This is a genomic window from Acidithrix sp. C25 (assembly GCF_904848545.2).
This window is the reverse complement of sequence record NZ_CAJHCI020000007.1, coordinates 255,891-269,157: the sequence shown is the minus strand read 5'-3', so window position 1 is coordinate 269,157 and position 13,267 is coordinate 255,891. Positions and strand designations below refer to the sequence as shown.

General features: G+C 46.9%; 9 protein-coding genes. 8 read left to right on the top strand and 1 reads right to left on the bottom strand.

Annotated features, from left to right (window positions below):
- Positions 1–114: 114 nt before the first annotated feature.
- From ACIDITHRIX25_RS82810 to ACIDITHRIX25_RS82775, 8 genes are all read left to right on the top strand, one after another.
- On the top strand, positions 115–1,719 hold the full coding sequence (locus ACIDITHRIX25_RS82810) for an MDR family MFS transporter (RefSeq protein WP_201731914.1): 1,605 nt from the start codon (positions 115–117) through the stop codon (positions 1,717–1,719).
- A 167-nt stretch (positions 1,720–1,886) separates the two neighbouring features.
- A complete protein-coding gene (locus ACIDITHRIX25_RS82805) occupies positions 1,887–3,203 on the top strand; it encodes an MFS transporter (RefSeq protein ID WP_201731913.1) in 1,317 nt (438 codons plus the stop codon).
- Positions 3,204–4,044: 841 nt separating this feature from the next.
- Complete coding sequence (locus ACIDITHRIX25_RS82800; RefSeq protein WP_052605747.1) at positions 4,045–4,752, top strand: class I SAM-dependent methyltransferase; 708 nt, start codon at positions 4,045–4,047, stop codon at positions 4,750–4,752.
- A gap of 398 nt (positions 4,753–5,150) precedes the next feature.
- The gene (locus ACIDITHRIX25_RS82795; RefSeq protein WP_052605746.1) at positions 5,151–6,497 is read left to right on the top strand and encodes a magnesium transporter MgtE N-terminal domain-containing protein; all 1,347 of its coding nucleotides are present in this window, start codon (positions 5,151–5,153) and stop codon (positions 6,495–6,497) included.
- Between the two features lie 156 nt (positions 6,498–6,653).
- A complete protein-coding gene (locus ACIDITHRIX25_RS82790) occupies positions 6,654–7,940 on the top strand; it encodes an NRAMP family divalent metal transporter (RefSeq protein ID WP_201731912.1) in 1,287 nt (428 codons plus the stop codon).
- Complete coding sequence (locus tag ACIDITHRIX25_RS82785; RefSeq protein WP_201731911.1) at positions 7,930–9,273, top strand: glycosyltransferase family 4 protein; 1,344 nt, start codon at positions 7,930–7,932, stop codon at positions 9,271–9,273. The genes ACIDITHRIX25_RS82790 and ACIDITHRIX25_RS82785 overlap by 11 nt, the downstream gene beginning before the upstream one ends.
- Positions 9,270–9,992 (top strand): class I SAM-dependent methyltransferase, encoded by a 723-nt coding sequence (locus ACIDITHRIX25_RS82780; protein WP_201731910.1) that lies wholly within the window; start codon positions 9,270–9,272, stop codon positions 9,990–9,992. The genes ACIDITHRIX25_RS82785 and ACIDITHRIX25_RS82780 overlap by 4 nt, the downstream gene beginning before the upstream one ends.
- Positions 9,993–10,143: 151 nt before the next feature.
- Positions 10,144–10,872, top strand: a complete 729-nt coding sequence (locus tag ACIDITHRIX25_RS82775) for an SOS response-associated peptidase (protein ID WP_201731909.1) — start codon at positions 10,144–10,146, stop codon at positions 10,870–10,872.
- 54 nt (positions 10,873–10,926) lie between these two features.
- Here the strand turns inward: ACIDITHRIX25_RS82775 and dxs are convergent, their stop codons facing one another.
- Positions 10,927–12,840: a 1-deoxy-D-xylulose-5-phosphate synthase gene (gene dxs / locus ACIDITHRIX25_RS82770; protein ID WP_201731908.1), complete on the bottom strand. Its 1,914-nt coding sequence runs from the start codon at positions 12,838–12,840 to the stop codon at positions 10,927–10,929.
- Between the last annotated feature and the right edge of the window lie 427 nt (positions 12,841–13,267).

Below are 13,267 nucleotides of genomic sequence, written 5' to 3'. Positions count from 1 at the left end.
TAAACCCGGAATAGCTAATGCCCGAAGTAGAGTTGATAGTTGTGTGTTGCATGCAACTATCAAGTTCTGCAGAGAAGTTGACCGCTGAATTTCCCGAAGGAGACAAAAAAAGCGATGGACAAAGAGTCGAAAGCCGAGCCTTTAGATCAAACCCATGGCTCGACCCCTCTGACTCATCGCCAAATACTTTTGGCACTGAGCGGTCTTTTGTTAGGAATGCTTCTTGCGGCACTAGATCAGACAATAGTATCAACGGCATTACCCACAATCGTAGGAGATCTAGGTGGACTTCAACACCTATCCTGGGTAGTCACCGCCTATCTGCTCTCTTCGACTGCGGTCACTCCGCTTTATGGCAAGATCTCTGACTTATATGGGAGAAAAGCACTCTTTCAATTTGCAATCGTCATCTTTCTAGTGGGCTCAGTCTTGTCTGGACTTAGTCAAAATATGGGAGAGCTAATAGCTTTTCGGGCAATTCAAGGAGTCGGTGGTGGTGGGCTATTCGCCATGGTTCTATCCATCATTGGCGATATCGTGCCTCCTCGCGAGAGGGGAAAATACCAAGGCTACACCGGAGCAGTATTTGCAAGCGCGAGCGTCTTTGGACCCTTGGTCGGAGGATTTTTGACCGACCAGATCTCATGGCGATGGATATTTTACGTAAATGTCCCCATCGGGATCTTCGCCCTTGTGGTTACTTCATATGTCCTGAAATTGCCAGTTCGCAGAATGCCTCACAAAATCGATTTCTTAGGATCTGGCCTCATCACCGCCGCGGTAACTACCGCATTACTTTTGACCGTTTGGGGCGGAGTCACCTACTCTTGGACCTCGCCCATGATTATTTCATTAGCCGCAGCTACCATAGCTCTGACTTTGGCCTTTATCTTCCAAGAAAATAGAGCCCCGGAGCCGATTCTTCCACTTCGACTATTCAAAGACAAAGTCTTTTCAGTCTCGTCATCCATAGGATTCCTATCCGGTTTTGCGCTGTTTGGCGCTGTGATATTTCTTCCTGAATATATGCAGATCGTCAGAGGGGTATCAGCGACGCGATCTGGCCTAATGCTTATTCCGTTAACTCTTGGAATAGTACTTGGTTCAGTCGGATCTGGCCAAATAATCACACGAGTTGGAAAATACAAGATCTTCCCCATCATTGGCTCGATCCTACTTGCTAGCGGATTCTATCTTCTTTCACTCTTTGAGGCCAATACTCAGTATTGGATTGAGAGTATTTACATGACCATAACGGGATTAGGACTTGGCCTTTCGGTTCAAGTCATCATCCTTGCAACTCAAAATTCGGTCGACATCAAAGATCTAGGAACAGCCACTTCCGCCGTCACCTTCTTTAGAACGATGGGCGGTGCAATTGGGACCTCATTCTTTGGGAATATCCTCATCAATCGGCTCTCGTTCAATCTCGCTCGTACCATGGGTTCTGCTGCGGGTACATCTAGCGCAACTGCAGCAGTGATGGGAGGCTCACCAGCACAACTCGCAAAACTTCCGACTCGGATACATATCGGGGTAATTGACGCATTTGTCAAAAGCCTTCACGTGGTCTTTCTGTGGGCTATTCCATTTAGCGCTATAGCAATCGCCTTAGCTCTAATGCTTCCGGAAAAGCCACTGAGGTCGATAGCTGGCATAGCCGGAGCAAAGTCCAACGAAAATTCCAAAGAACATATACCCTTCCTAATTAGCGAATAGTGATATCAAACAAAAGTTCAAATCGACTAGTCACCAACAAGATATCGTGGTCGGAACTCACGTAGGAGAAAGAGACACCAGGGACTCTCAATCTTGGAATGAGTTTCACCAAAGAATCATCCACCCCGCCCCTAAGAGATAAATTAATATTACGAAAAGATTTTATAATGAGCCAGATATCTAAAAAATATTCCAAGGCGTCAGATAACTCTGACCCAGAAGACCATAAAACCCATACAGAAGACGATGCTATAAAACAAAAACCTCCTCGAGCCAAACTCGCTACTTTCTCTGCACTCTCAAACCGCAACTATCGCCTCTATTTCATAGGTCAAGTAGTCTCAAACTCCGGCACGTGGATGCAGATGATCGCGCAATCGTGGTTGGTTCTTCAACTGTCAAAGTCAGGGGTGGTTCTTGGCCTAGTTTCAGCGGCCAACTTCCTTCCAACGCTACTGCTAGGTCCCCTTGCTGGAGTATACGTTGACCGTGCCAACAAGCGCAAACTCCTAATTGGAACCCAGAGCGCTTTTGCGCTCCTCGCGCTTGCTCTTGGCCTATTGGTAGAGTTTCGCCTGGTGCAACTCTGGATGATCTTTGTAGCAGCAGCCCTTGTTGGACTGGTAAATACACTCGATATGCCCGCTCGACAGACTTTCGTCATCGAAATGGTAGGACCCAAAGATCTTCCAAATGCGGTAAGCCTCAACTCAGTGGTCATGAACTCCGCCCGCGTAATCGGACCATCGATTGCTGGGGCTGTCATCTACAGCTTAGGAGTCGGACCAAACTTCATCCTAAACGCCATTAGCTTTCTCGCGGTAATTGCAATGTTGATCATGTTGCGCACATCAGAACTTATGCCAGCCACACGAGCCACCTCAAAATCCGGCCAGCTGCGAGAAGGATTTTCCTACGTCGCCAAAACACCCTCACTTGCGATCCCCCTTTTGATGATGGTGATCGTCGGAACTCTCGCGTATGAATTTCAAGTGTCCCTGCCGCTTTTCACCACGGATACCTTTCACCTCGGAGCAGGCTCATATGCACTTATCACGGCGAGTCTTGGTCTAGGCGCAGTGGTAGGAGGATTAGGAGCGGCAACTTATGCCAAGGTCTCACAAAAGCTCCTAGTGGCTGCAACGTTGGCTTTCGGAGTGCTAATGATATTGATGTCCGAAATGCCATCATTCCCATTGGCACTGATTGCAACAGCTCTTACTGGTGCCGCGTCGATCGTCTTTCTCTCAACCGCAAATTCGCTCTTGCAGATGACATCACTTCCTGAGATGAGAGGTAGGGTCATGTCACTTTATGGCGTCGCATTCCTTGGATCAACACCAATCGGAGCTCCATTGATCGGCTATATCTCTGGTCATTTTGGAGGGCGCTCGGGGATCTTAGTTGGAGGGGTAGCAACCCTAACGGCGGGACTCTTGGCTGTTATATATCATCGCCACAAAGCAAACGCCACCCGCATCTAAAAGCGAGTTCACTAATAAATGACGGGTATTACATTTTTAAAAATTTATATGAGCAAGCTAATTTTTATTTAGCAAAATATTATAGCCCATCTGCAGGTGATTAGATAATAAAGCCCAACTATAAAATCATCCTTCGACAAGTAGCCACGAGCAAAATTATAAGGTACATGCCCCGCTCTTTAGCGCTCTAAACTACTCGCTACACCAGGTTATTTGTGGCCAAAATACCATCTATATTCGTAACCAGCACCGCCAAGGCGAGTTGCTTACCTAGATCAGAAGGTGAAAGCAAAAAGTAGACATAAAAATTCGTCAGGAACAATCAGCGGTCCATATAAAAAATTAAGGCAATATATCAATTATTCTCATCAATTACCGGATCAAATATAAGAATATAGCACTAAATAATATCTATATAAAAACTTTCTACGTGCTACGCCAACCATAAATTGGCGTAAATAGGTCATGAATTATCGTTCAAAAGTCGCCACTACCGTAAAACTATAACCAAATTCATCCTTTCTGAAATTTTATTTCCGAAATTTTCATACAATATCTCATTGTCGCTACCGATAATCGATATTCGACTTCAAACTGTCCCACCTACTTCGTAATCAAAATAAGCCAGGGCGATAAACCTCCACCTCGATGGGGCAAAACTGTAATAATTTGACCTTAGGGTTTGACTAGAATCTATTTCTCACTTCGTTTTCACTCCCTCCAACTAATATGTCATAAGCCGTTAATGCTGTTGGCGCTAAAGAGACTTCCACTTGAGCCCAACAAAGATACGTTTTACGGCGATTGTCTTATGTTCGTGCCAAGTTTGAAAGAGTAAAAATTGTCTTCAATTATGCAAAAGGCAGGTCTCTATCTTCAGCGGGTCGTCTGGTCACGACGCGCCACCAGCTGGGACGAAATGCAAAATCCTGGACTACAACGGGTAGTTGACGAGATGATTGAACTCATTGGAGATCGACCTTTAGAGTTTGCGATCGATCTTGGATGCGGTTCGGGTCAGCTTTCCATACCCCTAGCAACAAAGACAAAATCAGTTCTTGCACTCGATATCGCACCGAAGATGATCGACCTCTTGAATGAAAAACTCGAAAGTCAAAAGATCAAAAACGTACAAGCAGTGGTTGGCTCTGTTCAGCAATATGGAGTTACTAACGGTACCGTTGGTCTAGTCTGTTCAAATTACGTGCTGCACCACTTAAGTGACAAAGAGAAACAGAGTTTTGTCCACGATGCATTCCGATGGCTCCACTCTGGCGGAGAGCTTATCTTCGGCGACATGATGTTCGGACGTGGTGCTACCGCAGAAGACCGCGCGGTAATAATGGACAAAGTCAAAACAATGATGTCCAAAGGCCCCGGCGGATACTGGAGAATTGCAAAGAACGGATTCAGGTACCTCTTTCGTTTTCAAGAAAAACCTATAAGCCAAGCTTCTTGGGTAACCCTCCTTTCAAACGCTGGATTCGTTGAGATCGAGGCGATCAGGATTGTTTCCGAAGCTGGAATAATTCGCGCTAAAAAACCATAGTGGTAAAGATAATATTGCGTAAATTAAGAGTAAATTGTTGAGACAATTCGCTTTTTCAACACCAAGAGCTGCGATTATACAGCTACGCTTTAAGGAGTAGTAATTTACGCCCTATCGTTTAGTTTGGCATAACGTCACAAGGTTTTCTTTGGCATAGAAGTTAACGGTGGGTAAGCACGGGCCTCCACCGAGGTCTGACTCTGCGTAGTTGATCTGTTTGAAATATGGAGGTGATGTCATGAATTCTAGTGAACCCCCGAGTACCGGAGAAAAATTCGTCTTTATGACGTCACTGTCGGTCTGGTAGCGCTAGTTGCAACCCACTAAGGTTACGAGCCACATCGGAGCGGTGATGACGTCCCTATCTATTAGATATTTCTAGTATAAGGGGTTAAATCATGGCCTACAAGGTACAGATTCCTTCGCCGGTTCGGATTTCAAGAATCAGAGTTTCAAGAGCTCGAAGAATCCTTGCCATTTCGGAAATACGCGCAGCAATAATGCCGCTATCTGGGTTGCTTGGAATTACCGTTCGCAATCAAAGTGGTGGTGATATTGGCGTTTTGGTCGACATCGTCGCTCGATGGTCTCCAGAAATTGACTATCCACCAATTACGGGTCTAATCGTTAGGGTGGGACGTCAACGTACCTTCGTTGATATTGACAAAGTGGAGATCTTTGAAACCAAATCCATAGCGCTTCGAAGCTCTAAAGTAGATCTGCGGGATTTTTCAAAGCGCAACAACGAAGTACTTCTGATGGAGGAGATCCTAGACCACCAGCTGGTCGACGTAGAAGGAATCCAAGTTATTCGTGCAAGCGAACTCTATCTAGCAAACGCACTGGGGAAACTTAGGCTGGTTGGTGTCGAAGTTGGAGTGAATGCTCTCTTTCGACGTATGGCGCCTCAGAGAATTCGAGCAAGGGCCAACCCAATACGAGTAATCGATTGGTCCGATGTCGCAGCTTTCGATGAAACTAGTGGCGAGATGAAGTTACGTGCAGCCCGAGCCAACGGAGGAATAAAGCGGCTGCGCCCGGCCGAACTAGCAGACCTGCTAGAAGATTTAGGACGAAGAGAGCGCAGTGGGTTAATCGAGGCACTTGGTGTTGAAGCGATCGCAGATGCCCTTGAGGAGATGGATGCTGAACAGATCGAATCCTTCATTCGAAATACCGAACCAGATATAGCCGCCGACCTCGTGGCAAATATGGAGCCAGACGAAGCGGTTGATGTTCTTCGAGATCTTGACGAAGATGAACGAGATGAACTGCTCGACCTCCTCGAACCTGACGTAGCCGCGGATTTGAAAGAGCTTATTTCCTACGACGAAAAGACCGCTGGCGGAATCATGACCAGTCTGGTTCTTGAGGTCCACGAAGCGGCCACCATAAGCGAGGTAATCGACCAATTGCGCGACCTTTCAGACCACGGTGGCGACCTAGATGGCGTTGTAGTATTTGACGAAGATGGAAACTTCTGCGCCGACGTATCGATCTTCGAGCTGCTTATGGTCTCAAATAGAAACGACCAGATTGCTACGCTAGTTCGCGAATCAAAATGCGTGACTGTCGACCCTAACGACGACCTTGATGCGATTGCTGAAGCACTAATTGAGACTAGGCGCTCCTCTGTGGTCGTAGTCGAGGAGGGGAAGACTTTGGGTCGAATCCTAGCGGATGATCTGGTTGATGCGATTTTGCCAGATCGATCCAAAGGACGCTTCCCTCGGTTACTCTCTTAATTGCTTGCACCCATAAAACCATTCCGAAGCTCTAAATTACCCCTTAAACACATGATTACTAAAAGATCGGCACTAACCGATATCACAAGGAGACATTCTGTGCATTTGTTATTTGATAGCCGTGAGTATTCACACAATTGAATATGAGTTAATTAAATGCAAGAGCCACGAAAGAATGATTCTGGTGAGGAGCCTCGGTTCAGCACCAAGAAAAAGTTTGGAATTATCGCCTACCTCGGAGCTGCTGGCCCCGGATTAATCGCTGCAAACGCTGGAAACGACGCCGGCGGAGTTATCACCTACGCATCGGCTGGCTCTCAATTTGCCTACAAGACCCTCTTCTTTATGTTATTGGTAACAGTCGGCCTTGTTGTGGTCCAAGAGATGTCGGCACGCCTTGGCACATTTTCGGGCAAGGGATTAGCAAGCCTCATTCGGGAACAGTTCTCAATCCGTCTCACCTTTCTGGCCATTGTCGCCTTAGTTGTAACCAATCTCGGCCTTGTAGTCTCAGAATTTGCTGGGATTGGCGCATCTCTGGAGCTATTTGGGGTCTCTCGATATATCTCAGTTCCAATCGCAGCAGTCGGTGTCTGGTCGCTGGTACTTCTAGGTTCATATCGATACGCTGAGAGAATCTTTCTGTTTATGTCGCTCGCATTTCTTGCATATCCAATTGCGGCCTTCCTTAGTCACCCTAAATTTGGCCAAATAGCCACCAATCTAGTAATTCCACATTTCGTCCTTTCCAAGAATTACATCTACCTAGCAGTAGCTCTCATTGGCACCACCATCTCGCCCTATATGCAGCTATATGCTGCATCGGGAGTGGTCGACCGAGGGGTAAGCCCGGACGACTATCCATTGGAGCGTTTTGATGCCGTCGGCGGGGCAATCTTCGCGAATATCATCTCCATGTTTATGATCATTGCTACAGCTGCTGCAATTGGGGGCAGTGGACCACTCACCTCTGCCTCTCAAGCGGCACGGGCCCTTCGTCCTGTAGCAGGGGCCGCAGATATTTACATCTTTGCAGCTGGCCTCTTTGGTGCTTCGGCCCTTGCTGCTGCTGTAGTTCCCCTATCCACCTCCTACGCCATCGCAGAGGCAGCTGGATTTGAACGTTCGGTCTCTCGATCGTTAAAGGACGCCCCCGTCTTTCTCGGTATCTTCACAGTTCAAATTGCAATTGGAGCAGCTGTAGCCCTAGTCCCGGGCAGTCTAATCAAACTTCTAGTCTTTTCCCAAGTGCTCCAAGGTTTAGTGACTCCAGTTATCTTGGTATTCATATTAAAGTTAGCAAACAAGCGGTCCATACTCGGAGACGCGGCTAATGGCCGTATATTCAGAGGTGTTGCGACTGCCACGGTTGTTGGCGTGTCTAGTCTGTCTTTAGTACTTATGGGGCAGACAGTTTTAGGTTGGTTTCACATTGGCGGATGATCTATCGCGATCTCTACGAATTGCATTCTGCGTATATCGAGGAAATCCTTTCTCAGGTGGTCAAGGTGTCTACACAAAATATATAACGGCGGCGCTCTGCGACTTGGGCCACAAAGTTACAGTATTTTCAGGACCTCCATATCCTCATCTAGACGAACGGGTTGAGCTCGTCAAACTCCCCTCTCTCGACCTTTATCGTGAGCCAGATCCTTTTAGAGTTCCCAAACTCACGGAGTTCAAGTCCATGTTCGACTTAATAGAGTTTGCATTGATGTCAACTGGCTCATTTCCCGAACCAAGAGTCTTTGGCTACAGAGCAGCCCGTCAGATTCGTCGACGCATTGGGGAATTTGACGTCATCCACGATAACCAGTCCCTAAACTGGTCGTTACTGGGACTGTCCTTTGACAATGTTCCTAGCGTGACTTCTATCCACCATCCAATCACGGTGGACCGCACACTTGATATAAAAGGTGCCAAGGGAATGCTTGCCAAGTTAGGAGCGAGGCGCTGGTACGGTTTCGTTCGCTTTCAATGCGAAGTCGCAAGACGATATGAATCAATAATTACAGTTTCCACGGCATCAAAAAATGACATGGTGACAGGGATGAAACTAGATCCCGAAAAGATTACCGTTATTCCGATAGGCGTAGACACCACAGTCTTTAGACCCATTGATGGAATAACACCGATACCACACCAAATCGTAACCACAGCTAGTGCGGACGTCGTACTAAAAGGGCTCAAATACCTTGTGGAAGCTGTAAAAATCCTAAGTATTAACTATCCTGACGTGACTCTAAAGGTACTGGGAGCACGCAAATCCAATAGCGAAGTACATCAACTCGTAAAAGAGCTTGGCATTGGCGGTCATGTAGAATTTGTCGGCAAGGTGACTCACGAGGAGATGGTGCGGTGCTATTCTACATCCCAGGTGGCGTGTGTACCAAGCGTGTATGAAGGATTTTCTCTCCCGGCCGTTGAGGCCATGGCCTGTGGAACACCCCTTGTCACCACCGATGGCGGCGCCTTACCAGAAGTGGTAGGTGAAAATGGGGTAGCAGGCCTAATTGCCAAGGCCAGGAATCCAGAATCACTAGCAGACTCAATCTCGATGATCTTTGACTCAAGCGAACTTGGGGCATCACTTTCACACCATGGTCGTCTTCGGGTTCTAGCAAACTACTCCTGGAAGAGCGCAGCTATTGCCACCGTTGAACAATATAATCTCGCTATTGCAAGAAGCAAAGACCCCATACCATCGCCCAATGTTTTAAAGGTCAACTTCAATGAACCATTACATCTTGAGGATGCGACAGGCGAAATTTCATGAAGACATTCGACTTTGATCGTTTTGGCGATCTGCGTACAAAATCGGTCCTCGACCTAGGTGCTGGAGCGGGTCGACACAGTATCGAAGCCATAATTCGCGGAGCCAGCGTAGTAAGTGTTGAAATCGACCCAACTCCACTTCAAACAATTCCAGCGGCCCTGGACGAGACGTTGGCTTATCTAGACATCAAAGACGACACATCACCCAAGATTCTCTCACTGGCTGTGAGTGACGCCAGGGGTCTCCCCTTCCATGACAACTCATTTGATATAGTGATCGTCTCGGAGATCCTCGAGCACATTCAAGAAGACCATGTCGTCCTAAGAGAGATAAACCGGGTCACAAAGGCCGGCGGAATGATCGCGATCTCAGTACCTCGAGCGATGCCGGAATTATTAAACTGGATCTTCTCCAAGGAGTACCATAGCGTCAAGGGTGGACACATAAGGATCTACCGAAAACGCCAACTTCTCCAACGAATCGCACAAGCTAACTTGGATGTAGTTATGGTCTCATATGCACATGGTCTTCACTCACCTTACTGGTGGCTAAAGACACTGCTGGGGTTAGAAAAAACCAATTTATCGCCGATTCGAAGATACCAAGATCTATTGATCAAGCAAATGTCTGGCCGACTCGAGCGCTTAGATACCTTCGAGAAAAGGGTTCTTGATCCATCAATTGGAAAGTCATTAGTTCTCTACGCCATCAAAACCTGAACATTCTCCGCATGGATAGCCTCAATCTCGACAGACTACAGCCCAAAAACCGGGAATAATTCTTCCAAAGTCAGCTAATGATACGATTTCCCACCAAACTCCAACTATTACGGCTAGGGTTAGGGTATTAGAATCTAAGGTGGCTTTTTAAATGTGCGGCAGGTTTACTCAGAATATATCTATCTCAGAAATTATCTCAAAATATCAAAGTCCACAAATTGGCAAAATAGTCAAAGACGAATCTCTCGTCGAAATCGCGGCAAATGAGAACTTTAACCTCGCACCAAGCGAGCGGGCTATTGTTATAAAGGGCGCAAAAACCGAAGTGTCCTATCTTGGTTTTGAAACGTTTGGAGCCAATTTTACCTTTGGAACTCCAGCTAGAACAAAACTAATAATCAATGCGCGCTCTGAAACTGCCAATGAAAAGGCTTCCTTTTCAAAAGCGCTTCGAAATCGCCGAATTGCGATACCTATAAATGGCTATTTCGAATGGCTGACCTCAAATGGCAAAAAGATCCCATTCTTCATTCGTCTCGATTCGAATGACATCTCTTTACTGGCAGGCCTCGAGGTTCCAGATAGAACCACTGGGTTGCTCTCATTCGTTATTTTAACTCGCGATGCAAATGAAACCATCTCTGGTATCCACGACAGAATGCCCTGCTTTGTCCCGCAAGATCTCCTTGGGGAGTGGATCAACGGGGAAATAGATTCCAAAGGCGAGTCAGATAAACTCCTAAGTGAAATCTCTACCTACACCTTGGCTTCAAAGCCGACCTTCTTTGAAGTATCAAAGGCAGTAGCTTCCCCGGGCTTCAAAGGTGCAAAGGCTATCGAGCCGCTAACCGCTGAAAAAATAAGTGCAGAAGTAGCTTGATTGCCGAAAGCCAAGAGCACCTCGAAGTTCATCTATAGCTCAAATCTAAAGTAACTATGCGATTTGATTGTGGTTTAGATGCGCCATAACACTCTTTGCGATGCCAATACCATCCAGCCCTAAGCGAGCTAGTATATCGTTGGGTTTCCCCTGCTTTATGAATCCAATCGGGACGCCCAATTGGACCACCTCGGTCGGATCTACTAGTTGGCTCTGGTTGAGTTGATACGAGAGATGAGAGCCCACTCCACCAGGAACAAATCCGTCTTCAACAACAAATACATGGGTCATACTAGTAAGTTCTCGCATCATTTTAGAGCACAGAGGCTTAATGATGCGAGGATCCCAAGCTGTCACATCTAGACCTTGGTCCTCAAGAAGGTTCGCAGCTTCAAGCGCAAACTCAGCCATCTTTCCAACCCCAACAATCGCAATAGAGCCATTGCCGCCGCATAATTTATGAGCTGCAAACGGATCTAAGGGAGGAAGCAAACCATCGAGCGTCGTGACTCCAGTAGTCTTTGGAAATCGAATAACCGCAGGTCCCGAAAGGTTCAAAGACGCTTCAAGGGCACTCCGAAGTGCATCTGTACCCGATGGCGCAAAGATCGTTAGATTTGGTATTGCCAACATCTCTACCATGTCCAACAGACCATGATGACTTGGGCCATCATCGCCTGTGATGCCAGCCCTATCTAAGATAAAGACGACTGGAAGATTGTGGAGCGAGACGTCAAGATTTACTTGATCGAAGGCGCGAGCTATAAAAGTCGAATAAATCGCTACCACTGGACGTAGCCCACCCATCGCCATCCCGGCCGCACTAGTAACCGCATGCGCTTCAGCTATACCAACATCAAAAAAACGCTCTGGAAAGTTAGCTTCAAATTTCAATAAACCGGTTGGCCCTGGCATGGCAGCCGTAATCGCAACGATCTCTGAACGATGCGATGCGATCTCAATCAATTTCTCAGAAAAGGCATCGGTAAAAGACTCTCGATTCTTTATCGCGACGAGAGGGGCAACCTTGAGATCGTGCAGACACTGCACTTCATCCTGCTCGGCTGGACCATATCCATGGCCCTTGTGTGTCATGACGTGAACTACGATTGGGCCATCCCACTCCTTGGCACCAGCTAAGGCATACCCCATCGCAGAGATATCGTGGCCATCGATCGGCCCAGTATAGCGGACTCCCAAAGCTTCAAAAAAGACGCGAGGCTCAATTGCCTCACGAAGCGCCGTAGTCAAGCCAACTATGCCAGAGGATGCTATAGAGCCCACCCGTGGGAATTCGCTAAGGATCTGGCGAATGCGACCTCTAGCTTGAATATAGGTTGGGTTGAGTCGTATCTTTGTAATTGATGAAGATAACCTTGAGATGGTTGGTGCATAACTTCGACCATTATCGTTCCAGATTATGATCACTTTCTTATTTCCGTGGCCAATATTATTTAGCGCCTCATACGCTAGTCCTCCCGTAAGAGCGCCATCACCAACGACAGCGACCACATAACGAGTTGGATCCGAAGCGACTTGAGCATCGGAGGTTCCAACCAGTGGACCGCGACCTAAATTCATGGCACATGCTAAACCATGAGCGTAGCTAAGAGCCGTAGATGCATGTGAATTCTCAATCCAATCATGCTCTGATTCACTTCGGCTTGGATATCCAGAAAGACCACCCTCCTGTCTCAAAGTGTCGAACATGTCACGTCGACCTGTGAGGATCTTATGGACGTATGCCTGATGGCCCGTGTCAAAGAGAACGACGTCCTTTGGGGATTCAAAGGATAAATGAATTGCTACGGTTAGTTCAACCGCTCCAAGGTTCGAACCGAGATGGCCACCTGTTACCTTGACCTTATCAACTATAAACTCTCGAATCTCCGCGCAAAGTCTAATCAGTTCACCGCTTGTCAAGCGTTTCAGATCTGAAGGACCATCTATATTCTCAAGAACTGTCAAAGCTCACCTCCGCAGTCGTCGTCGATCGTCGACGCTGCACCTTAGCTAAACCCCATAGTTGAAACAGTTTCCAATTTCAACGGTGTTTCGCATTATTGAACATCATGCAACAAACCGACATTCCTGCGATTCTCATGTAGATGAACATTGCTATCAACGATAAACCAAGTCTAGAAGTTATGCGGAACCATATGGAATTATTTGTAGTAATTAGCCACATATAGTGATTCTTGACACGTCTTTTGACGAAATAAAACTAGCGACGACTCGATAAACACCAGCCAAGTCAGTAAAAATTTAAGCAAACTCCAACCGCTTGCTCGATCTCCGAACGATGAAACCGGCATCAGGGATGAATCTTGGGCAATTTCAGTCGGCCAAAAACTTATGCCCATGCTAAACCCGCAATTTTGGTGGGCCTGGATCT